21 protein-coding genes are annotated in these 23,144 nt (G+C 38.5%); 19 read left to right on the top strand and 2 right to left on the bottom strand.

The genetic code is table 11. The features are described 5' to 3' along the window. Positions 1-143: 143 nt before the first annotated feature. The 5 genes from DWW43_RS09150 (at position 144) to eno (ending at position 5,279) form a co-directional block, all read left to right on the top strand. Positions 144-917: an ABC transporter permease gene (locus DWW43_RS09150; protein WP_119963364.1), complete on the top strand. Its 774-nt coding sequence runs from the start codon at positions 144-146 to the stop codon at positions 915-917. Positions 918-927: 10 nt separating this feature from the next. Further along, on the top strand, positions 928-1,692 hold the full coding sequence (locus tag DWW43_RS09145; RefSeq protein WP_008400727.1) for an ABC transporter ATP-binding protein: 765 nt from the start codon (positions 928-930) through the stop codon (positions 1,690-1,692). A 13-nt stretch (positions 1,693-1,705) separates the two neighbouring features. After that, entirely contained in the window at positions 1,706-3,250 is a 1,545-nt protein-coding gene (gene gpmI / locus DWW43_RS09140; protein WP_008400728.1) for a 2,3-bisphosphoglycerate-independent phosphoglycerate mutase, read from the top strand. A 16-nt stretch (positions 3,251-3,266) separates the two neighbouring features. Next, positions 3,267-3,692: a large conductance mechanosensitive channel protein MscL gene (gene mscL / locus DWW43_RS09135; RefSeq protein ID WP_119963363.1), complete on the top strand. Its 426-nt coding sequence runs from the start codon at positions 3,267-3,269 to the stop codon at positions 3,690-3,692. 297 nt (positions 3,693-3,989) lie between these two features. Further along, positions 3,990-5,279 (top strand): phosphopyruvate hydratase, encoded by a 1,290-nt coding sequence (gene eno, locus DWW43_RS09130; protein ID WP_165853051.1) that lies wholly within the window; start codon positions 3,990-3,992, stop codon positions 5,277-5,279. Between the two features lie 14 nt (positions 5,280-5,293). Here the strand turns inward: eno and DWW43_RS09125 are convergent, their stop codons facing one another. Further along, entirely contained in the window at positions 5,294-6,532 is a 1,239-nt protein-coding gene (locus DWW43_RS09125; RefSeq protein ID WP_165853050.1) for a nucleotidyltransferase family protein, read from the bottom strand. A 373-nt stretch (positions 6,533-6,905) separates the two neighbouring features. Between DWW43_RS09125 and recA the strand changes: the two genes are divergently transcribed. The 12 genes from recA to DWW43_RS09065 all read left to right on the top strand — a co-directional run bounded on the left by recA (position 6,906) and on the right by DWW43_RS09065 (position 18,871). After that, positions 6,906-7,940: a recombinase RecA gene (recA, locus tag DWW43_RS09120; RefSeq protein ID WP_008400736.1), complete on the top strand. Its 1,035-nt coding sequence runs from the start codon at positions 6,906-6,908 to the stop codon at positions 7,938-7,940. A 29-nt stretch (positions 7,941-7,969) separates the two neighbouring features. Then, a complete protein-coding gene (locus DWW43_RS09115; protein WP_119963360.1) occupies positions 7,970-8,587 on the top strand; it encodes a regulatory protein RecX in 618 nt (205 codons plus the stop codon). A 131-nt stretch (positions 8,588-8,718) separates the two neighbouring features. After that, positions 8,719-10,272: a ribonuclease Y gene (gene rny, locus DWW43_RS09110; protein ID WP_119963359.1), complete on the top strand. Its 1,554-nt coding sequence runs from the start codon at positions 8,719-8,721 to the stop codon at positions 10,270-10,272. 142 nt (positions 10,273-10,414) lie between these two features. After that, a complete protein-coding gene (locus tag DWW43_RS09105; RefSeq protein ID WP_119963358.1) occupies positions 10,415-10,972 on the top strand; it encodes an NUDIX hydrolase in 558 nt (185 codons plus the stop codon). 54 nt (positions 10,973-11,026) lie between these two features. Next, the gene (locus tag DWW43_RS09100) at positions 11,027-11,512 is read left to right on the top strand and encodes a hypothetical protein (protein ID WP_119963357.1); all 486 of its coding nucleotides are present in this window, start codon (positions 11,027-11,029) and stop codon (positions 11,510-11,512) included. 167 nt (positions 11,513-11,679) lie between these two features. Next, on the top strand, positions 11,680-12,558 hold the full coding sequence (xerD, locus tag DWW43_RS09095; RefSeq protein WP_119963356.1) for a site-specific tyrosine recombinase XerD: 879 nt from the start codon (positions 11,680-11,682) through the stop codon (positions 12,556-12,558). A 252-nt stretch (positions 12,559-12,810) separates the two neighbouring features. Next, a complete protein-coding gene (locus tag DWW43_RS09090) occupies positions 12,811-13,659 on the top strand; it encodes a formate/nitrite transporter family protein (protein WP_119963355.1) in 849 nt (282 codons plus the stop codon). Positions 13,660-13,849: 190 nt separating this feature from the next. Then, positions 13,850-14,245 (top strand): hypothetical protein, encoded by a 396-nt coding sequence (locus DWW43_RS09085; RefSeq protein WP_008400744.1) that lies wholly within the window; start codon positions 13,850-13,852, stop codon positions 14,243-14,245. A gap of 56 nt (positions 14,246-14,301) precedes the next feature. After that, on the top strand, positions 14,302-15,504 hold the full coding sequence (locus DWW43_RS09080; RefSeq protein WP_119963354.1) for an ABC transporter permease: 1,203 nt from the start codon (positions 14,302-14,304) through the stop codon (positions 15,502-15,504). A gap of 30 nt (positions 15,505-15,534) precedes the next feature. Further along, positions 15,535-16,818: an ABC transporter permease gene (locus DWW43_RS09075; RefSeq protein WP_044944941.1), complete on the top strand. Its 1,284-nt coding sequence runs from the start codon at positions 15,535-15,537 to the stop codon at positions 16,816-16,818. Then, a complete protein-coding gene (locus tag DWW43_RS09070; protein WP_008400747.1) occupies positions 16,819-17,496 on the top strand; it encodes an ABC transporter ATP-binding protein in 678 nt (225 codons plus the stop codon). After that, positions 17,474-18,871, top strand: a complete 1,398-nt coding sequence (locus tag DWW43_RS09065; protein ID WP_119963353.1) for a hypothetical protein — start codon at positions 17,474-17,476, stop codon at positions 18,869-18,871. Before DWW43_RS09070 ends, DWW43_RS09065 begins: the two co-directional genes overlap by 23 nt. A gap of 229 nt (positions 18,872-19,100) precedes the next feature. Here the strand turns inward: DWW43_RS09065 and aroC are convergent, their stop codons facing one another. Then, positions 19,101-20,198, bottom strand: a complete 1,098-nt coding sequence (gene aroC / locus DWW43_RS09060) for a chorismate synthase (protein ID WP_119963352.1) — start codon at positions 20,196-20,198, stop codon at positions 19,101-19,103. A 345-nt stretch (positions 20,199-20,543) separates the two neighbouring features. Between aroC and rpsO the strand changes: the two genes are divergently transcribed. Together rpsO and DWW43_RS09050 are read left to right on the top strand one after the other, a co-directional pair. Continuing rightward, entirely contained in the window at positions 20,544-20,810 is a 267-nt protein-coding gene (gene rpsO, locus DWW43_RS09055) for a 30S ribosomal protein S15 (RefSeq protein WP_008400751.1), read from the top strand. 229 nt (positions 20,811-21,039) lie between these two features. Next, positions 21,040-23,142, top strand: a complete 2,103-nt coding sequence (locus tag DWW43_RS09050; RefSeq protein WP_021943800.1) for a polyribonucleotide nucleotidyltransferase — start codon at positions 21,040-21,042, stop codon at positions 23,140-23,142. The last annotated feature ends 2 nt before the right edge of the window (positions 23,143-23,144 follow it).

The following is a 23,144-nucleotide window of genomic DNA, read 5'->3' as shown; positions in this document are numbered from 1 at the left end:
TTTTTTATATTCAGTTGTAACACATGTATTGTAATCCTACACATTTTGTACATCCCGGCAATCTATACTTCGTTGACGATTATGTTTAACTGTGATATAATTCAAACGATTTTTGAACAAATTAAAAGAAAAAGGATGTAAATATGGAATATTTAAAGACATTCTGGAGCAGAAGATATCTGCTTGCTGAACTGGTAAAGAAGGGAATCAAATTAAAATACAGACGTTCGTATCTTGGTATTTTATGGTCCTTGCTGGAACCGTTGATGACAACAGCAGTATTAACTGTTGTATTCGGAACATTGTTTGACAACAAAAATAAGTTATTCCCGCTTTATATTTTAAGCGGACGTTTGCTGTATTCGTTTTTTAGCAGTGGAACAAAGGCATGTTCCAAGGCAATTCGTGCAAATGCCGGTATGATTAAAAAGGTATATGTACCAAAGTATCTGTATCCAATGTCATCGGTTCTTTTTAATTTTATAATTTTTATGATATCATTATTAGTAATGATACCATTATTTGTTTTTTGTCATCATGTGCCGAAGCTGCAGATACTTCTGATGTTTATCCCGTTGTTGATTCTGCTGCTTATGACATTCGGTGTTGGAATGATCCTGGCAACTGTTACGGTATTTTTCCGGGATATGGAATATCTGTGGGATGTATTTCTAATGATCATTATGTATACATGTGCGATTTTCTATTATCCAACGCGTTTGTTAAAAAGTGGATATTCCTGGCTGCTAAAGTATAATCCATTATATTGTGTTATACACAATTTCCGTGCATGTGTGCTGGGTGATCCATTGAATTGGAATTATATGCTGTATGCATTTATATTTTCGATAGTTGCTATTATAATCGGAACATACACGTTCTATAAGAAACAGGATAAATTTATTCTTCATATTTAAGGGGACAGGAATGGGTAAAGAAGCACTTATTGTTGATAATGTCAGTATGAAATTCAACCTGAGCAGTGAAAAGGTTGATAATATAAAAGAATATATTATTAAATCTATTAAACATCAGATCAGTTATGATGAATTCTGGTCTTTAAGGAATGTCAGTTTTACAATGAACAAGGGTGAACGAATGGGAATCCTTGGATTAAACGGTGCAGGAAAGAGTACGTTGTTAAAGGTTATTTCCGGCGTTTATAAACCAACGGAAGGTAAAGTGATCCGTCATGGGAAAGTGGTGCCTCTGTTGGAGCTTGGGGCAGGCTTTGACCAGCAGTACACCGGTAAAGAAAATATATTTTTATATGGAACTGTTCTTGGATATACAAAGGGATATCTGGAAGAAAAATATGATGAGATCGTAGAATTTTCCGAGCTTGGGAAATTTATCGATGTGCCGATCAAGAATTATTCATCCGGTATGAAGTCCAAACTTGGATTTTCGATTGCAACGATTGCGAATCCGGATATTTTAATCCTGGATGAAGTGTTATCCGTAGGAGATGCAAAGTTCCGAAAAAAGAGTGAGGCTAAGATCATGCAGCTTATGGAGGGTGGAACAACCGTTTTATTTGTTTCTCATTCTCTTGCACAGGTTCGAAGAATCTGTGATCGGGCAATGATCCTTGACCATGGCACGTTAAAAGCCATTGGAGGAATAGATGAGATATCAAATCAGTATGAAGCGATGATAGAAGCGACGGATACTGGTAAAAAGAAAAAGTAGAAGGAGAATAACAATGAGTAAAAAACCTGTAGTTTTAATGGTACTTGATGGTTATGGAATTAGTGATAAGACAGAAGGCAATGCGATCGCACTTGCAAATACTCCTGTTATGGATAAGCTAAAGGCTGAGTATCCTTATGTAAAGGGGGCTGCTTCCGGTCTTGCAGTTGGACTTCCGGACGGACAGATGGGTAACTCTGAGGTTGGTCATATGAATATCGGTGCAGGAAGAATTATATATCAGGAATTAACCAGAATTACAAAGTCCATTCAGGATGGTGAATTCTTTGATAATGCAGAAATGTTAGAAGCTATCGAGAACTGCAAGAAGAATAATTCTGATCTTCATGTATGGGGATTATTATCAAGTGGTGGTGTACACAGCCATAATACACATTTGTATGCGATCCTTGAGTTGTGTAAGAAACAGAATTTTGAAAATGTATATGTTCATCCGTTCTTTGATGGTAGAGATACTGCTCCTGCATCAGGAAAAGGATTTTTAGAGGAATTGATTGCAGAGATGAAGAAGATCGGCGTAGGTAAGGTCGCTTCTCTATCCGGTCGTTATTATGCTATGGATCGTGATAACAGATGGGATCGTGTTGAACTTGCGTACAAGTCACTTGTAACAGGTGAGGGTGTACAGGCAGAAGATCCTGTTGCTGCAGTACAGGCATCTTATGACAAAGAAGTATATGATGAGTTTATCCTTCCTACCGTTATTACAGAGAATGGTAAGCCAGTATCACTTGTAAAGCCAAATGATTCGGTTATTTTCTTTAACTTTAGACCAGACAGAGCAAGAGAGATCACCAGAGCATTCTGCTGTGATGATTTTGATGGCTTTAACAGACCAAACGGAAGATTCCCACTGGTATATGTATGCTTCAAAGATTATGATGAGTCTATACCAAACAAGATTGTTGCATTTAAGAAAGAAGAAATCGACAATACATTTGGTGAGTATCTTGCAGCAAATGGCAAGACACAGGTTCGTCTTGCAGAGACAGAGAAGTATGCACATGTTACTTTCTTCTTTAATGGCGGTGTAGAAGAACCAAATAAGGGTGAAGACAGAATCCTTGTAAAATCCCCTGCTGTTGCAACCTACGATCTTCAGCCTGAGATGAGTGCTCCGGAAGTATGTGAGAAGCTGGTGGATGCTATCGGTTCTGATAAATACGATGTGATCATTATTAACTTTGCAAATCCTGATATGGTAGGTCATACAGGTGTTATTCCGGCAGCGATCAAGGCTGTAGAGACTGTTGATGCTTGCGTAGGAAAGGCAGTAGAAGCGGTTAAGAAGGCAGATGGTGTATTATTTATCTGTGCAGATCACGGTAATGCAGAGCAGATGATCAATTATGAGACCGGTGAACCACATACAGCTCATACAACAAATCCGGTACCGTTTGTACTTGTAAACTATGATGAGAGCTATGGTTTAAGAGAAGGTGGATGTCTTGCAGATATCGCACCTACACTTCTTGAGATCATGGAGCTTCCACAGCCAAAGGAAATGACAGGTAAATCGCTGCTTATTAAGAAATAAAAAGAGGGACGAACAAATGAAGAATTTTTTTCAGGAGTTTAAAGAATTCGCATTAAAGGGAAATGTTCTGGATATGGCGATCGGTGTTATCATCGGTGGTGCGTTTTCAGGACTGGTAACGTCGCTGACAGACTGTTTTATCAATCCGATCATTGGATGTATCGGTGGTGCTGAAGTACAGGGTAAGATTCATCTGCTGGGAGATCAGTATATTGATTATGGTTCTTTCATTACAGCAGTGATCAACTTCATCATCATGGCGTTTATCATTTTCCTTTTGATGAAGGGAATAAAAAAACTGTTATCTCTCGGTAAGAAAGAGGAAGCTGCGGCACCTTTAACAAGAAAATGTCCATATTGTTATGGTGACATTGATGTTAAGGCTACAAAGTGTATGTATTGTACATCTGATGTAGAACCGACAGTAAAAGCAGAAGAATAAAAATGATTGATATTCTGCATTATTCGTATTCATGCATCAGAATAAGAATGAATTGAAAATACCCGCCGGAGGATCATAGTAACAGATGATTTCTCCGACAGGTATTTTTTTATTGCAGGAAAGTTGTTTGTCAGATAAAAACATTTCGTTAAGATCATATGGAGTTTCTGCGATCTGTCTAAGTCATATAAAATCCGATTCGTTATAAGATGAATACTTTGATAAAAAGTGTGAATACTATAAAAGAATAAAAATTGCCAATAATTGTACGGATAGAAAGGCAGAATGGAGAATCATATGAACAGATTGGAAATAATTGAAATTAAAGCAAGAGAAATACTTGATTCAAGAGGAAATCCGACAGTTGAAACAGATGTTACACTGGCATGTGGATGTAAAGGCCGGGCAATGGTTCCATCCGGTGCATCAACCGGACAGTATGAAGCACATGAACTCCGTGATGGAGAGAAACGATATATGGGACAAGGCGTATATGGGGCATGTAATAATGTAAATAACAGAATTGCAGATAAGTTGATCGGTATGGATGTTTCAAGACAGAACGAGATCGACAGGATCATGATAGAAGCAGATGGAACGGACAATAAGACACGTTATGGTGCAAATGCAATGCTCAGTGTGTCTCTGGCCTGCGCAAAGGCGGCTTCGATGGCACTTGGAATGCCGCTTTACAGGTATTTGGGAGGTGTTAATGCAAAAAGACTTCCTGTTCCGATGATGAATATATTAAATGGAGGAAGACATGCCGATAATACAGTAGATTTTCAGGAATTTATGATCGCTCCGGTTGGGGCAGAATCCTTTCGGGAAGCAATGGAGATTGCCTGTGAGATCTATCATACATTAAAGATAGAATTAAATATCAGAAATTTAAGTACAGGTGTCGGGGATGAGGGAGGTTTTGCACCGAATCTGGCCACAACATATGATGTATTAAATCTTCTTGTGGAAGCAATTGCAAAAGCCGGATATAATCCCGGTGTGGATGTGCAGATAGCAATGGATGCAGCTGCATCTGAATTATATGATGTAGCATCTGACCGGTATATCTTCCCGGGAGAGTCGAGAATGACCGGAAAAGAGATCCGAAGAAATTCAGAGGAAATGGTACAATTTTATGAGGATCTTGTTACCAGATATCCGATTTATTCAATTGAGGACGGACTGGATGAAAATGATATGAACGGATGGAAGGTTCTGACATACAGACTTGGAAAACAGATACAGCTTGTAGGAGATGATCTGTTTGTTACAAATAAAAAACGTTTGTTAAACGGAATTGAAGATGGAATTGCAAATTCAATTCTTGTGAAGGTAAACCAGATCGGAACGCTGACAGAAGCAATGGATGCAGTTGAGACAGCTCATAAAGCAGGGTATTCATCTGTGATATCACATCGTTCAGGAGAAACAGAGGATACGTTTATTGCAGATCTTGCAGTAGCCATGAACTGTGGGCAGATAAAAACCGGTGCTCCGGCGAGAAGTGAAAGAACCGCAAAATACAATCAGCTGATCCGGATTGAGGAGGAACTCGGTAAATCAGCTGTATATGGGATAGATTAGATTTACGTTATTATTTATCTTACAGGGATCTGTACAGTAAAATCATCCGGAAGCTTATTTCCGAATTTATTATAAACTGTATGATTATAAATTCTTGTAGCTGTTATATCATAAGAAAGCATTTTATATCCTACAGTATCTAATTGCCTGATGCCGTCTGCTGTTTTTGTAAAAACAGGAAAGGCGGCATTTTGCTTTATCTCTTTTAAGACGGATGAACCGTTTCTGCGAAGGGCAAGGATATGTCCGTAAAAGCTCCAGCCTTTATCCTTGAACTGTTCCATATCTGTTTTCTTCACATCAAGCAGCAAATGCAGAATCGCACGGTTGATACGTGTCTGAGTGATCTCTTTTGATTTTACAGATTCAAGGATGTCGTGATAGCAGCTGCATGTATCTGCCTTTTTGAGCTTATTATAAAGCTCAGGTGTCATATCGGCTGTATCCGGCATGGTTGTTTGCTGCAACAGCCGGTACTGTAACAAAGCAGAGAGATCATTTTCAAATACAGGGAGTGATCTGCCATATTCAGGCAAAAATAAAGAGGCAGATGCATCCGGCAGGATCTGCTTTATGGTATCAGTAATATTTGAAGAAATATCAGCTTTATTTGTTTCCTGAATAAGAGATCGAATGGCGGAAGCGGAGCAGATCGTACCATTAATATCGGTGCTGTTATATGCAGCATGTTCACGTTTGATGATGTATGGTTTTATCGATGAATTCAATTTCTTTAAGGCGGCAAGATATTCGATCGCAAGAATATTGTTTGGTTCAGCAATAACAGGAACAGCATCCGGTAAAAGGCCGGCAAATGCTTTTGCACGTGCAGCCGGATAACTGTTACCGTCTGAAAGATACAGCCGGATCAAATCTGAGAATTCGGTAGGCTCGTCTATAAGAAAATTTGCAATTGTATTTAAAAGATCAACATTATCACATTCCGCACCAAAGACAAGATAATCAACAACATGAAGTTTTTCAAGCAGGGAGACTCCGGCAAATGCGAAATCTCCGGCACTGGCTGTCGCAAAGACCATTGGAAGTTCAAATACAGCATCAATGCCGTTTGAAACAGCCATATCCGCACGCAGATATTTGCTGCAAACGGCAGGAAGACCACGCTGGATATAATCACCGCTCATAACAGAGATAATATGCTCGCATCCAAGCGTGGAACGAATCTGTTCCGCCTGATACAGATGGCCGTTGTGAAAAGGATTGTATTCTGCTATGATTCCGGCTGTTGACATATTATACCTCCGTGTTTTTTTCTTCATTATTTTATATGCTTCGCATATTCAATGCACTCGAAAAAAAACATCCCTTGCAAGCAAGTGCTTTTTTTCTTCATTATATTTTATATTTTATTTTCTGTAAAGTATGGTATAATTGGAATGTGCATGGTCGGCGTAGTCTGGCCTTTTTTTCGTGAAGATGTACGATTTTTATCACATGGGTTCATGTATGATGAAACAGAAGATTTCGGGAGCTGTTAAACAGGACAGATAAGAAGAAGTCTTGCAGAAAAAAACAGGAGTGAATTCGATTTTCAGGATTGACATTTAAGAGAAAGGCTAGTAGTATAATAACAGGAATCGAACATTTGTTTATGGAGGTAGAAAGATGATAAAAGATGATGATAAGAAGAAGGCATTGGATGCTGCATTAGCACAGATTGAGAAGCAGTATGGTAAAGGATCTGTTATGAAGTTAGGAGATTCTTCAGCCAATATGAATATAGAAGTAATACCAACAGGATCATTAAGCCTTGATATTGCACTTGGCCTTGGTGGAGTTCCGAGAGGAAGAATTATAGAAGTATTCGGACCTGAGTCCAGTGGTAAGACAACAGTTGCTTTGCATATCGTTGCCGAGATCCAGAAAAGAGGCGGTATTGCCGGATTTATTGATGCTGAACATGCACTTGATCCGGTATATGCGAAGAATATAGGTGTTAATATTGACGATTTATATATATCACAGCCGGATTGTGGTGAACAGGCACTTGAGATCACAGAGACGATGGTTCGCTCCGGTGCGGTAGATGTAATTATCGTTGACTCTGTAGCGGCTCTTGTTCCAAAGGCAGAGATCGATGGAGAGATGGGTGATTCACATATGGGTCTTCATGCCAGACTGATGTCACAGGCACTTCGTAAGCTGACGGCTGTTGTCAGTAAGACGAACTGTGTTGTTATCTTTATCAACCAGTTACGTGAAAAGGTTGGTGTTGTATTTGGTAATCCTGAGGTAACGACCGGTGGACGTGCGTTGAAGTTCTATGCATCCGTGCGAATGGATGTCAGAAGAATCGATACTCTGAAGATGGGTGGAGAGATCGTAGGTAACCGTACCAGAGTTAAAGTAGTAAAGAATAAGGTTGCTCCTCCGTTTAAAGAGGCAGAATTTGATATCATGTTTGGAAAGGGCATTTCCAGAGAAGGTGATATATTGGATCTTGCCGTTGCAAATGATATCGTTGATAAATCCGGTGCATGGTATGCTTACATGGGCGATAAGATCGGACAGGGACGTGAGAATGCGAAGGCATTTCTGGCAGAGAATCAGGCAATCTGTGATGAGATAGATGAGAAGATCCGGGAGAAGCTTGGTCTGGTTGAATCTGAGGATGCTGAAGAAAAAGGAACAGAGAAATAGGAACAGAGAAATAGAAAGGCTGTTTATATATGCTGGTAACGGATTTAAAACGGATTGATGATAAAAGATTCTGTCTGTATCTTGATTATGAGGCGTTTGGACCATTGTATGCTTCGGATATCAAGCGGTTAAAGCTGATTGTAGGAGAGAATACAGATGCGGAGAAGCTTACACAGTTCCGAAAAGATTATTTCTTTAAGAGAGCAATGGATAAAGCCATTGCGGCGATTAAATATTCAGAAAAATGTGAATATGATATCAGGCAGAAGCTACAAGAGCTTTGTTATGATAACGAAGTAATTGAAACTACGGTTGAGAAATTAAAAAAATATAAATATGTAGATGATGCCAGATATGCATCTGTATATGTCAGAAGTCATATTAATCGTAAAAGCAGAAGGGAAATCACATATGCGTTATCAGCAAAGAAGATATCGGATGAATGGATTGAGGAAGCCTTTGAAGAAAATCCGCTTCCTGACGAACGCGAGATAGTAATGAGATTGATACAAAAGAAATGTCCGGCTTCAGAATTGAAGGACAGAAGGGATAAGGTTATTGCATATCTGCTTCGAAAAGGATATCCATATAGGTTGGTTGCGACCTGCGTAGATGATATTTTAAGAGATGAAACAGCGGTTATATAAGAAAATTTGCACAGAAAATGAGGCAGAAAATTGTTGTTTTTGTTTGTTTTCACTTGACATAATTAGTAAAAAATATTAAACTGAAATAGTTGTATAAGTGTACAATGAAAACTTAATAAGGAGGTGCTCCTGTGAGTGATGTTGCGTGGATAATCATTTATATTTGCATCCTTGTTGTATGTATTGTAGCTACATGGTTCATCGCTATTGCATATAGAAAAAATATTGCAGAAGCAAAGATCGGTAAAGCAGAAGTTGCAGCAAGAGAAATTATAGATGAAGCTCAGAAAGATGCTGAAGCAAAGAAACGTGAGATCTTACTCGAAGCTAAGGAAGATGCTTTAAAGACACGGAATGATCTTGAAAAAGAAGTCAAGGACAGACGTGGTGAAATTTCCAGAATGGAGAAACGAGTTCTTGCACGTGAAGAAAGCATTGACAGAAAGACCGAAGCAATCGAGAAAAAGGAAGCAAGTCTTGCATCCAAGGAAGGTCTGCTCGAAAAGCAGAAAGCAAGAGTGGAAGAGCTTCAGGCAAAACGTTTACAGGAACTGGAAAGAATTTCAGGTTTAACCTCTGAACAAGCAAAGGAATACTTATTAAAGACTGTTGAAGATGAAGTAAAACATGAAACAGCAGTCATGGTCAAGGAATTAGAAACCAGAGCTAAAGAAGAAGCGAACAAGAAGGCAAAGGAGTATGTTGTTTCTGCAATTCAGAAATGTGCAGTTGATCACGTTGCTGAGACAACAATTTCACTGGTACAGTTGCCAAATGACGAGATGAAGGGAAGAATCATTGGTCGAGAGGGACGTAATATCCGTACACTCGAAACAATGACAGGTGTAGATTTGATCATTGATGATACACCGGAAGCAGTTATCCTTTCCAGCTTCGACCCGGTAAGAAGGGAAGTTGCAAGAATTGCACTTGAGAAGCTGATTGTTGATGGAAGAATCCATCCAGCAAGAATCGAAGAAATGGTAGAAAAAGCGCAGAAGGAAGTTGAAACCATGATGCGTGAAGAAGGTGAAGCCGCAACTCTGGAAGTTGGTATTCACGGTATTCATCCTGAATTAGTAAGACTTCTTGGTAAGATGAAGTTTAGAACAAGCTATGGTCAGAATGCATTAAAGCATTCGATTGAGGTAGCACATTTATGTGGTTTATTGGCCGGAGAGATAGGTGTTGATGTCAAGGTTGCGAAACGTGCCGGATTACTTCATGATATTGGTAAATCAATCGATCATGATATGGAAGGTTCCCATGTACAGATTGGTGCAGACTTATGTAGAAAGTACAAAGAGTCTCCGATTATTGTAAATGCAGTGGAAGCCCATCACGGTGATGTTGAGCCAGAATCTTTGATAGCATGTCTTGTACAGGCTGCTGATGCAATTTCAGCTGCAAGACCGGGTGCTAGACGAGAAACACTGGAAACCTATACTACACGTCTTAAGAAACTTGAGGATATTGCAAATTCCTACAAGGGCGTGGAGAAGACATATGCTATTCAGGCAGGTAGAGAGATTCGAGTAATAGTTGTTCCTGAACACGTCAATGATTCCGATATGGTATTACTGGCAAGAGATATTGCAAAGCAGATTGAAAATGAGCTTGAGTATCCTGGTCAGATTAAGGTTAATATTATTAGAGAGTCTCGCGTAGTTGATTATGCTAAGTAAAAGTTTTACAGCCTGTGGAAGAAATTCCACAGGCTGTTTTTAACTATAAAGAAGATTTAAGTATATATAATTGTTTATAAATGGATGGAAGATTTACAGGAGGCGTTATTTATAGAGAGGATGTTTAGATAAGGAGAGAAATATGGAAGAACGATTTATCAGAGAGAAAAAGGAACTGGCTTATCATGCACATATATTTGATGTATATAATGATTATCTGATCCTGCCGGATGGACAGAAGGTGATATATGATCTTATCGACCATATACCCGGGTGCTGTGTTCTGCCGGTGGATGAGAATGGACAGTTGATATTTGTCAGACAATATAGAAATGCAGTGGATGATATGACATTGGAAGTGCCTGCCGGTTGTATGGATAAAGGGGAAACACCGGAACAGTGTATCAGACGCGAATTAAAAGAAGAAACAGGATTTACGGCAGAACAGCTTATGTTTGTGACAAAAACATGTCTGGCGATAGGAACCAGCAATGAGATGACATATGTTTATATAGCAACCGGTCTGACGCATGGGGAACAGATGCCCGATCGGGAAGAATTTATCAAACTTGAAAAGTACTCACTGGAAGATACAATGCAGATGATTGAAGATGGAAAAATCATCGATTCAAAGACATTGATAGCAATCTATGCATATGCGAATCATGTATTAAAAAAGCAGATCAGACAGGGTATATAATATTTCATTCCGACATATAAAATACAAGTATCCTGAATGCATGGGGAGGGTGTAATGAAGAAGAATCTGCTTATCTATGTTTACGTTATTGGTCTGATCCTTGGAACTGTACTGATAAATACGCAATTTGATATGACAGCATTTATTTCCGGTGAGCCGATGGCATGGAGCTTGCCTGTTTATGGGATGCTTGTGTTAAAACGTGGGTTGGGGATTGTATTATGCTATTGGTTTATATATATTCTTCCTGAAAAAATAAGAATGCCTGTGCTCGCCTGTCTGGCGGGATGCATAATCGGAGTGACGGTATCCATACGGGTATATAGCGGATATTTTTTTGGTTGTCTGCTGTATGGCATGATAGTTTGTGTAATGGTGATGGTTTATATGGGATTGATTCGCTGGATTCTTGCAGATGGGTCGGAAAAATGTGGTATTCGAGAGCCGCAAGGGCGAAAATATCTGGTGAAACGATTAGTTATTATTACAATTGTATTAATAAACTGTATTTTTGAGTTAAAAATTCTGAAATTTTTTTGAAAAGAGTTTTACTACATGTGGTATACATAATTCTGGAGGGACACATGATTTGGTAAAAATACAGAAAATACTGAAAAACCTTGATTTTACTTGTAAAAATTATGTTTGATTTTATAGAAATTTGTATTTATAATGATATTTAGTCTACATAATAAGGGGAAAAATGCGTGGAAATTTACATAGAGAAATATGTTGATTATCTCAAAAATATTAAGAAATCAAGTGAAAATACAGTAGCTTCTTACCGGCGTGATCTGGTTAAGTTTTCTGATTTCTATCGGGAGAATGGAACAGAGGATATTCGTTCGATAAATGAGACAAATATCAACACTTATATTCTGTATTTAGAAAAAAACGGAAAATCAATGGCAACTGTATCAAGAAGCATAGCGTCGATCAAGTCGTTTTTTGGATTCCTTTTTCGGGAGAAGATATTAATGGATGATCCATCGGTTAATATAAAACCTCCAAAGATTGAAAAGAAAATGCCAGATATCTTAACGATAGAGGAAGTGAACCGGCTTCTTGACCAGCCGGGAGACCAGTCTCCAAAGGAGATCCGTGACCGTGCAATGCTGGAACTGTTATATGCAACAGGAATACGTGTATCGGAGCTTGTTACATTGAAGATTACAGATGTGAATCTGAAGATGGGGTATATTGAATGCCATGACCTCAGAAAGTCGAGAATTATTCCAATCGAAGATTCGGCACAGCGCGCGCTTGATAATTATATCTCGAATGTTCGAGTCGATATGTGTAAGGATTCAGAATATTTATTCTCAAACTGCAAGGGAACACCGATGACCAGACAAGGCTTCTGGAAGATCATCAAGGTATATGCTGATAAAGCAGGAATTGATAAGGATATTACACCACATATGATCCGTCATTCGTTTGCATCACATCTTGTAAATAATGGTGCGGATTTAAAGGCTGTACAGGAAATGTTGGGACATGCAGATATCTCAACGACACAGATTTATCTGAACAGCAAGCAGAGCCGCTTAAAAGAGGAATATCAGAAAGCACATCCGCGGGCATAAGCGGAATGAATATAGCAGAAAACGATAAACGCCAGCCGACGGGCTATTGGCTGGGCAAAGCATAAGCTGCTGAATGTACATAGCAGAAACATATTTGTGGGCGGTTATGCCGTATACAAGGTTAATACGCAGTAAAGTATGGATTGTACGAAAAAAAGTACATGGAAATAGTTGCATCTTGTCTGTAAAATAGAATATAATCCTTTCGGTTGATAAAAGTTTAAAAGTGAAGGACGACAGGAGAAAGAAAAAATGGAGAACAATTATTACTCACCGGTACAGATTCTGGAAAATAATATAAAGGCAGGTATCAATAAAGCAAACATGGGCCTGCTTAAGATGATATTGCTTGGTATGTTCGCAGGTATGTTCATTGCGATCGGAGCAGAGGGTTCAAACCTTGCAGCTCATAATCTGACAGGCGTTGGTGTTGCAAGAACGTTAACCGGCGTGATCTTCCCGATCGGTCTTATGATGTTAGTTGTAACCGGCGGTGAGTTATTTACAGGAAACTGTATGCTTACAATGGCACTTGCAGACCATAAGATCAAAGCATTACAGATGATAAAGAACTGGGTAGTTGTATATTTCAGCAATATGCTTGGATCTATATTGACAGCAGCTTGTGTATATGCTTCCGGTCAATATGATTACTCAGATGGAGTACTTGGTGCATTCACGATCAAGGTTGCCATGGGTAAGGCAGATATCGATATCAGCAAAGCAATCTTTTCCGGTATCCTTTGTAATATTCTGGTATGTATCGCAGTATTGATGAGCAGTGCAGCGAAAGATCTGATCGGTAAGCTGTTTGGAGCATTTTTTCCAATTCTGATCTTCGTTATCTCAGGTTTCGAACACTGTGTTGCAAATATGTACTACATTCCGGCAGGAATCATTGCATCAGGCAACAGCAAATATGTAGATAAAGCCTGTGAGCTTTATGGATATACATCCACACAGATTTCAGATACACTTACAGTTGGTGGTTTTGTTCACAACCTGCTGCCGGTTACACTTGGTAACATTATTGGTGGCGGCATCATTGTATCACTGGGACTGTATGCAGCGCATCTGGTACTTGATAAGAAAGAGAAATAAAAAAGAAAACAGTATTTTAGATATGATAAAAAAGACCTTGTAGTTATGTACGACTACAAGGTCTTTTTTTGTAATTTTAATATACTATATGTCAACATATATTTAGAAAATATAAATATATGTTGACATATGTAATGCGTATATGCAATACTATAATTGCAACCATTATATTGCATAAAAGGGAGGAAAAATGAAGAAGATAAAAAGAAATATAATATTATTAGCATGTTGTATTACATTATTTAGCTCATTTGTTGTTTCGGCAACATCGGCGAGCAACTCTATAACTGATGGGGTTGCAACATTAACAGGATCGGCGCGTATGTATGATTATAGTAAGAAAAAAGATAAATGCATCATGACTGCAGCATTTGGGGGAGGAAATGCATCTGAAGTTACATCAGGTTCGATATCTGGTAAAATACAGGGTATAGATGTAAAAGTAAAAAGATTGGATACAGGTTATTTAGATAAAAGCAATAAAACCTATTCTGATTCAAAAATTGTTAGTGATGCGTACAGTGTTTTTACTGTTACAATATCATTAAAAGGTGCAGATTCTAAAGAAATATATGCACACGATTAATATATAATACAAGAAGATGTACATATAATGGTTGTAGATTATCAAAGGAAGTTAAAATGAAGATAAGAGATAAAGAATTTTTTAGATTGTTTTTGATCGTATATACACTTATGTTTGTGATTATTTTTCAGTGCTTTGATATTATTAATAAAATGCAGGCTGAGTTAAAGGGAAGGTTATATAATGGCAATTATTCTAATTTGGCGGGAATTGAAACAAAGTGTGATGTATGTATGAATCATCTTAAGGCAGAATATAATCAGGCGGGTGAACTTGAAGCTATGTCGATTGATGTTCCAGATAAGCATAGACAGAAGGAACATCTTGAAACTGCCAAAATGATTATAAAAGCAATGTATGGAAGAAAGTTCACAGTGTATTCATATGCCAATGTTCGGGTTAGTGGAATGCTTCAGGAAAGGTCAGAACTGGCAGTTTTTTCATTGAAGGATGAATTGCCATTTAATATCACTAAAGGACGATCAATATGTTCGGACGATTTAGAGAAAAAAGCTCGTGTTGCAATTGTATCTGAGGATATGATAAATACAATGGTGAAAAAAGAAGAATATTATTACATAAAAATTAATAATGAAGAGTATCAAGTTGTTGGAATTTATGAACCTGTTGCAGATAAGGCAGATGTGTGTTTTGCCTATTTTCCTCAAACAGAATATCAATTTGAGGAATTCTGCAGGAATTTTATAGATAATATTTTTTCAATTTCTAATATGAAGTGGGGAATATTTGGAGTTTATATTGGATCAGAAAATAGTTTTGATATAAATGAAATAGATGAATTTATTTCGGAACTTGAAAAAATATCCGATACAACATTTGATATAAAAGTAATAGATCGTTCGATTGCATCACCGAATGAAAAAATAAAAGTGTTAATTATAATATATGTATTATTGTTATTCTTTTGTATTGTTGTTTATATTCAGGTGATTGATATGTTTACAAAAAAAAGATATAAAGATTATGTAATATATCGTGCCTGTGGTTGCAACTGCAATATGATCGCAAGAAGATTATTTATGGAGATGCTGCCAATGTTTATCTGTTCATTTATTGCAGTTTTTATTGCAAATAGCGTATATAATGTCTGGCTGACAGATTCTGTATGGTATAGTATTTCATATGAAGGTGTTGCGTTTATGGCAGGAACATCGGTTGTTCTTGTTTATATGTCAATTTTCATCATAATTATGAAGTTGCGTCGGATTAATCTGGCAGAAGGGATTATGGATCTATAAATGAAACTTAGGTATTTATGGAAAATCACGTTGGATAATGAATGGAAACAAGGAATTCGAAGTTTTTTTAATGTTATTCTATATATTGTTGGAATTACAATAATTGGACTTCTGGTGTATTTTGTCAGTCTTGAAACAGATACGAAGAAGTCGGTAGAGCGTTCTATACGAAAAGAAATAAAAACATTAGGAAGCATAAGTATTGAAGGGAATCCTTCAGATATTCAGTATAATTCAAATTTTAATCTTTTGAAAGTTGTTAAAAGTTTTAGTGGCATAGATGCATGTTCATCTGGATGGGGAAATGGTTCACTGGCAATATCCGGAGACTGGCGTATCGAATATGATGCATCGGAATACAGAGATGAAGACTTGAAATTACTGCAAGATATACAAAAAAAGAATGTTTATGATCCCGGATATGCAATACAGGGGAAAAGTTTGGAAACTACCTGGCTAGACGCTGGAGCGTGGGATATGATGAAAATTGATCTGCTGCAAGGCAGATGTCCTTCTGAGATTGATTATGCTTTATATGGTGACGCGATTCCAATCTATCTGGGGTATCGTTATAAAGATAAAGTGCAGCCGGGAACTCGCCTTATACATGGAGAAGAGGTTTATGTTGTAGAGGGGATTCTGAAGAAGAACAGTGTATTAGCTCCAAATAGTGATGATCTGATGAACATGTATCCGGAAGACCAGAATGCGATACCCTATCAAATACTTGATTATAGCATTTTGATAATTTTAAATTCAGAAATGGACAATACATATAATTGTTTTTTTACATTAAAAGATGGTTATTCATTTGATGATGTTCAAAGTTATCTGGATGCGTTAAATTTGAACCCGGATGTAGAATTTTACATCAATAGTGTAGAAAAATATCTGGATAATATGAGCAGGGAATCAGAAAGAAAAGAAATGACTGGGTTATTTGTGTATGTCACTGTGATTGTGTGTTTGATTCTGTCGTGCTTTGAAATTAACACGATATTGGCACAGAGAAGAGAGTTTGGGATACTTCTTGCTTATGGGTTATCGCATAGAGATATTATAAAGATGGTATTGATCGATAATATAAAAAAAATGATCATTGCAATTCTGATTATGACGTGCGTAATAGCCGGTAAACTGGCAGCGAACATTATGGTAGAGAATATGACATTTTATATGTTGAAGAATACGATTTACAGTCGGTTAATCTTGACGATTGGAATGATAGGGATATTGCTTGTTCTTTTGGTCTGTATTGTACCGTCAATTCTGTTAAAGAAAATATCTCCGGCGGAATTACTTGGAGGAAAATAAATGATTCAATTAAAAGAAGCAAAAAAAATATACAAAAATGGCAGGACAGAATATCCTGCGTTGAATGGGATAGATCTGACTATAGAAAATGGAGAATATGTTGCAATTATTGGAACATCCGGATCGGGAAAAAGTACACTTTTAAATATCATAGGTGGGATGGATCAGACAACAGATGGTCAGTATCTGTATGATGAAAAGAATGTTAGCAAAATGAATTCTCATGCGCTTCATTTGTTTCGAAAGGAATATGTGAGCTTTGTATTCCAACGATTTGCACTATTGAATCAGTATAGTGTATATGAAAATGTCGAAGTACCGCTTTTGGCAAAGGGAATAGAGAAGAAAGAACGTAAGAAAAAAGTTCTTTCCGCATTGATGCAGGTTGGAATTCAGGATTTGTATAAGAAAAAGCCAAGTGAACTTTCGGGTGGGGAACAACAGCGGTGTGCAATTGCCAGAGCTTTGGTTATGGATACTCCTGTTGTACTTGCGGATGAACCGACAGGTTCTCTGGATAAAAACTCAGGCATTAAGGTTATGGAACTTTTAGAAGGACTGCATGAGCAGGGAAAGACCTTGATAATTGTAACACATGATATGGATATAGCAGAACATGCTGATCGTATAATACAGATTGAGGATGGAAAGATTGTTGCTGATACAAAAAAGAATTAAAAAATATTTATTATTGATAGGCGGAATTGTTATATTGCTTTCAGGTTGTGAAAAAAAAGAAAGTGATGATATGTTTGTGCTGGATCAGGAGGAAATGTCGATACAGGGAGAAGTTCAAAATAGTGAATTAGGGAAAAAAATGAAGGTACCGCAAAGCATCGATTGCAAGATGAAAACAGAAGATGCCGACTTACAAGCAATATTGATATCAGATAAGTCTGTCTGTATTCCAGATGTAGAACAACTTTATACAATGAAGTGCAGCAGAGAGAGACTGGATGCATCATACAAAAAGAAGATTTCAGAAGCAATATTTGGCGAAGCAGTCCTGTATATATATGATGGCACCCCATTAATATCTGAATGTGATGAACAAATCCAATATTGCAAAAACAAGCAAAATATTTCGGATACCTTTTATAAACAATATTACCAGGCGAGTATTGAGGAGCTAGAGCAACAGAAAAAAACTGCACAGGAGATAAGAGAAAAGAATATTGATTTTTCGGCGGATCAGTACATTGGTATGATTAACGATCAAAAATATCTTCTTACATTTTATGGAAACGAAGACTATTGTGAATCCTTTGAACTAATGTTGTATCCGGAGAATTCAATGGAGAAATTTTTTGAGATTGATAACGGATATGGATTTGTTCAACCGACAGATATCTTGTCTGAAAATGAGTTGCTGTATTCGGATCTTTTGAATTATAGTGAAAATGAAGAAGATCTTTCAGCCGGGAATCGATGTAGTAAAACAATAGAGGAAGCGATAGATACCGCTTTGGGCTATGCTGGTGCATGTGTCTCATTGCCTGTTGATACGGGATGTGTAGAACCATTTTGTGTATCCTATATAAAGGGTGAAACAGAGGAAGAAGTACTTTTGTGTGATGGATATTCTATAACATTTCTTCCGAAAATTGAACAAGTTACTCCTTTTGTGTCAGATTTGTATTATGTAGAAAGTATAGCAGGTCAATATGACAACAGAAATGACAGCCAATCAAGCATTATGACAAATGGTTCAATATTACGCATTGTAATATCTTCGAAAGGTGTGGTTGGCATTGGTTGTGTAATGCCGGTGAAACAGGATGAAAAAGCGAAAAAAGTGGAACAGCTTTTAACGTGGGATGAGATTATGGAAGCCTTGAAAAATGGCTTGCCGGAATACATCAAAAAGCATGGTGCGTCATATTCGCAAATTGCATTTAATCATGTAGAACTAACATACTATTTAGAAGAAACAGAGGAGGGATATTGTTATATTCCTGTATGGCTTTTGGCAAATATTGATGCGCAGTTACAGGTTCCAGATCAGCTTATTCTACTGGATGCAAGAAATGGAAGATTTGTAGAAATAAAATAATATTCCAGATATACAAAATACAACTGCCCTATATAGAATAACATTGTGAAGATTTCGTTTTTCGATGTATATTGCCAGTAAATACAAATGCTTGTTTGATCCGTAGGTGAGTTAACACAGGAGTATTACGAATCAGGCATATGCATCGAATAGAAATCGCAACAAGTTATCTGTATAGGGCAGTTTGGTTGTATGTAGGGAATCCCATGCTGTAGAGGAAAGCCCTCCACTATTTATAGAACTCCACCAGCTTGTCCATTCTTGCGGACATATTATCAAACAGCGCATTCACGATCGTGATCGCAGCCATAGATTCTACAACGACTACAGCACGGGAACCGATGATCGGGTCATGTCTGCCACGGATCGATACATCGATATTTTCACCGGATTTGTTGATCGTTTTCTGCGTGCTGGCTATCGATGGCGTTGCCTTGAAATGGCAGGTGAGTAACAGATCAGAACCGTCGCTGATTCCGCCAAGGATGCCGCCGGCATGGTTCGAGTTCTTATTTATAACACCATCTTCGATATGGAAACCGTCATTATCATAAGAACCGGTATTTTCGGATACCATGACGCCATCCCCGATCTCAACCGCTTTCACAGCACCGATCGACATAAGGGCTTTGGCGAGATTTGCATCTAATTTATCAAAGACCGGATCACCCAGACCTGCCGGAACACCGGATACGATACACTTGACAGTAGAACCGATCGAATCATTTTGTGCCATGATATCAGAAAGATATGCAGATGCAGCTTCGTAGCTTTTTGCATCCGGCATGTTCAGCTCATTCTTTGAGATATAGTCTGCATCAAAGTCGACAGGGTCGGATACGATATCACCAATCGAGGAGACATAGGTTGTAAATGAGATATTCAATGTCTTTAAGATCTTTGCAGCGATCGCACCGGCAGCAACTCTGCCGATCGTTTCTCTGCCGGAGGAACGGCCACCACCACGGTAATCACGAAAACCATATTTCTGATCGAAGGTATAATCAGCATGTCCCGGACGATAGTAGGTAGCGATATCCCCATAATCACCGGAGCGCTGGGAGGTGTTCCGAACCATCAGTGAGATCGGAGTGCCGGTGGTCTTTCCCTCGAATACACCGGAAAGGATCTCTATCTGATCGGATTCCTTTCTTGGCGTTGAGAACTGGGAGAAGCCCGGACGTCTGCGGTTTAAGTATACCTGAATATCATCCTCGGTGAGCGGAAGACCGGCAGGACAGCCGTCAACGACAACACCGAGTGCTTTTCCATGTGATTCGCCCCATGTTGTGATCTTGAATTTATTTCCAAATGTTGAACCTGACATAATATGTAATCTCCTTCAGATAGAATAAACACAGACAGCATGTTGCATTTGATGTATCTGTGTCAGATGCCGGAAGAACAGTATATTTATATTGCTCTTCATACCATCACGATGCTATTATATAGTAGTTGAAAAACAAAAAGCAACAGAAAATGCTTATTATATAGTAGTTGAAAAACAAAAAATACGTTTTGTGCAGTGAAAAACACAGAAAACCTTGATTTTAAAGTTGACACACCTTTGAAAGTGTGGTAGTCTGACAAAGGTCAGCCTGTACTTAGTTTAAGGAGTCTCCGTCCTTTTACCCAGTTCAGGCCAAGTATAATATTATGGAGGATTGTTATTATGATAACAAAAGAGCAGAAACAGGAAATCGTTGCTAAGTACGGCAAGGATGCAAATGACACAGGTTCAGCAGAAGTACAGATCGCACTTCTTACAGCAAGAATCAATGACTTAAACCAGCACTTCAAGGCTAATCCTAAGGATCACCACTCAAATCGTGGTCTGTTAAAGATGGTTGGTCAGAGAAGAAACATGCTTGCTTACTTAAAGAGCAAAGACATTGAGCGTTACAGAAAGCTGATCGAGAGCCTTGGCTTAAGAAAATAATTTCTGCATCACAGATAAGAAAGACAGGTTGTTCCGATGTATGTTGGGATGACCTGTTTTTTTTGACCTGTTTTTTTGATTCAATCTTGTATTTGACATATGAGTATGCTAAACTTTAAGAGATTGCGGCATGGCAATTCGAGACTTCTACAAGCTGTATCTATAAGGTGCGTCTTGTAGTTGTTTCGAGCCTGCTGCGGTTAATAACAGAAAAACAGGAGAAAAGAAAATGAGCAAAGAATTCAAAACTTATTCTATGGACATTGCTGGTAAGACACTTCGTGTTGATATCGGCAGAGTAGCAGCACAGGCAAACGGCGCCGCATTTATGCATTATGGTGATACAACTGTATTATCAACAATTACTGCATCCGAGAAACCAAGAGACGGAATCGACTTCTTCCCATTAAGCGTTGAGTATGAAGAGAAGATGTATGCAGTAGGAAAGATCCCAGGCGGATTCAACAAGAGAGAGGGAAAAGCATCTGAGAATGCAGTACTTACATCTCGTGTTATCGACCGTCCGATGCGTCCGTTATTCCCTAAGGATTACAGAAATGATGTTACTTTAAACAACCTTGTTACATCTGTTGACCCTGAGTGCAGACCGGAGCTGGTTGCCATGCTTGGTTCTGCAATTGCAACAGCTATTTCAGATGTTCCGTTCTGCGGACCATGTGCAATGACACAGGTTGGTATGATCGATGGAGAATTCATCATTAACCCATCTCAGAAACAGTGGGACGAGGGTGATCTGAAGCTTACAGTTGCATCTACAAGCACAAAGGTTATCATGATCGAGGCTGGTGCAAATGAGATCCCTGAGGACAAGATGATCGAAGCAATCTACAAGGCACATGATGTAAACCTTTCTATCATTGAATTCATCAACAAGATGGTAGAAGAAGTTGGTAAGCCAAAGCATGATTATGTAAGCTGTGCAATTCCGGAAGAATTATTTGCAGCTATGAAAGAGATCGTAACTCCTGCTGAGATGGAAGTTGCTGTATTTACAGACGAGAAGCAGGTAAGAGAAGAAAATATCAGACAGATCAGAGAGAAATTCGAAGAAGCATTTGCTGACAATGAAGAATGGCTTGCTCTGATTCCTGAAGCATTATATCAGTATCAGAAGAAGACAGTAAGAAAGATGATCTTAAAAGATCGTAAGAGACCGGATGGACGTGCGATCAACCAGATCAGACCACTTGCTGCAGAGGTTGATATCATCCCTAGAGTACATGGTTCTGCAATGTTCACTCGTGGACAGACACAGATCTGCGATATCGTAACTCTGGCTCCATTATCAGAGATCCAGAAGATCGATGGCTTAGATGAGAATGTAGTATCTAAGAGATATATGCATCATTATAATTTCCCATCATATTCTGTAGGTGAGACAAAGGTATCCAGAGGACCGGGACGTCGTGAGATCGGACATGGTGCACTTGCTGAGCGTGCATTACTTCCTGTATTACCATCTATAGAAGAGTTCCCATATGCGATCCGTGCCGTATCTGAGACATTTGAGTCAAATGGTTCTACTTCCATGGCATCTACCTGTGCATCCTGTATGTCACTGATGGCTGCCGGTGTACCATTAAAGTCAATGGTTGCAGGTATTTCCTGTGGTCTGGTTACAGGTGATACAGATGATGATTATGTAGTATTAACAGATATTCAGGGTCTGGAAGATTTCTTCGGAGATATGGACTTCAAGGTAACAGGTACTTATAAGGGTATCACAGCAATCCAGATGGATATCAAGATCCACGGACTGACAAGACCGATTGTAGAAGAAGCTATCGCAAGAACAAGAGAAGCAAGATTATTCATTATGGATGGCGTTATGAGCAGTGCAATTCCTGCACCAAGAACACATGTTAATGAATTTGCTCCAAAGATCGTTCAGATCAAGATCGATCCTGATAAGATCGGTGAAGTAATCGGTCAGAGAGGAAAGACGATCAATACGATCATCGAGGAGACAGGCGTTAAGATCGATATCGATGATGACGGCAATGTATCTGTATGCGGTGTTGAGCAGGAGAGCATGGACAAGGCTATGAACATGATCAAGATGATCGTTGAGCCGCTTGTTGTTGGTGATGACTACAAGGGTAAGGTTGTTAAGATCCTTGACTGTGGTGCGATCGTTTCACTTGCACCAAACAAAGATGGTCTGATCCACATTTCAAAGCTTTCTGACAAGAGAGTTGCAAAGGTAGAAGACGTTGTAAATGTAGGCGACGATGTTGTTGTTAAGGTTATCAAGATCGATGAAAGAGCTGGACGTATCAGTCTCAGCTTAAAGGATGTTGAGAATAAATAAAT

Source organism: Clostridium sp. AF15-41, from assembly GCF_003604095.1.
Lineage (GTDB): Bacteria > Bacillota > Clostridia > Lachnospirales > Lachnospiraceae > Coprococcus.
This window is presented reverse-complemented; position numbering and strand designations above follow the sequence as displayed.

Excerpts from the sequence above, each read along its gene's own strand:
- mscL (WP_119963363.1), top strand. The coding sequence starts at position 3,267 with ATGAAGAATTTTTTTCAGGAGTTTAAAGAATTCGCATTAAAGGGAAAT.
- DWW43_RS09115 (WP_119963360.1), top strand. The coding sequence starts at position 7,970 with ATGCTGGTAACGGATTTAAAACGGATTGATGATAAAAGATTCTGTCTG.
- DWW43_RS09090 (WP_119963355.1), top strand. The coding sequence starts at position 12,811 with ATGGAGAACAATTATTACTCACCGGTACAGATTCTGGAAAATAATATA.
- rpsO (WP_008400751.1), top strand. The coding sequence starts at position 20,544 with ATGATAACAAAAGAGCAGAAACAGGAAATCGTTGCTAAGTACGGCAAG.
- aroC (WP_119963352.1), bottom strand. The coding sequence starts at position 20,198 with ATGTCAGGTTCAACATTTGGAAATAAATTCAAGATCACAACATGGGGC.
- DWW43_RS09145 (WP_008400727.1), top strand. The coding sequence starts at position 928 with ATGGGTAAAGAAGCACTTATTGTTGATAATGTCAGTATGAAATTCAAC.
- DWW43_RS09105 (WP_119963358.1), top strand. The coding sequence starts at position 10,415 with ATGGAAGAACGATTTATCAGAGAGAAAAAGGAACTGGCTTATCATGCA.
- eno (WP_165853051.1), top strand. The coding sequence starts at position 3,990 with ATGAACAGATTGGAAATAATTGAAATTAAAGCAAGAGAAATACTTGAT.
- DWW43_RS09080 (WP_119963354.1), top strand. The coding sequence starts at position 14,302 with ATGAAGATAAGAGATAAAGAATTTTTTAGATTGTTTTTGATCGTATAT.
- DWW43_RS09070 (WP_008400747.1), top strand. The coding sequence starts at position 16,819 with ATGATTCAATTAAAAGAAGCAAAAAAAATATACAAAAATGGCAGGACA.
- DWW43_RS09085 (WP_008400744.1), top strand. The coding sequence starts at position 13,850 with ATGAAGAAGATAAAAAGAAATATAATATTATTAGCATGTTGTATTACA.
- DWW43_RS09125 (WP_165853050.1), bottom strand. The coding sequence starts at position 6,532 with ATGTCAACAGCCGGAATCATAGCAGAATACAATCCTTTTCACAACGGC.
- DWW43_RS09050 (WP_021943800.1), top strand. The coding sequence starts at position 21,040 with ATGAGCAAAGAATTCAAAACTTATTCTATGGACATTGCTGGTAAGACA.
- DWW43_RS09150 (WP_119963364.1), top strand. The coding sequence starts at position 144 with ATGGAATATTTAAAGACATTCTGGAGCAGAAGATATCTGCTTGCTGAA.
- DWW43_RS09100 (WP_119963357.1), top strand. The coding sequence starts at position 11,027 with ATGAAGAAGAATCTGCTTATCTATGTTTACGTTATTGGTCTGATCCTT.
- gpmI (WP_008400728.1), top strand. The coding sequence starts at position 1,706 with ATGAGTAAAAAACCTGTAGTTTTAATGGTACTTGATGGTTATGGAATT.
- recA (WP_008400736.1), top strand. The coding sequence starts at position 6,906 with ATGATAAAAGATGATGATAAGAAGAAGGCATTGGATGCTGCATTAGCA.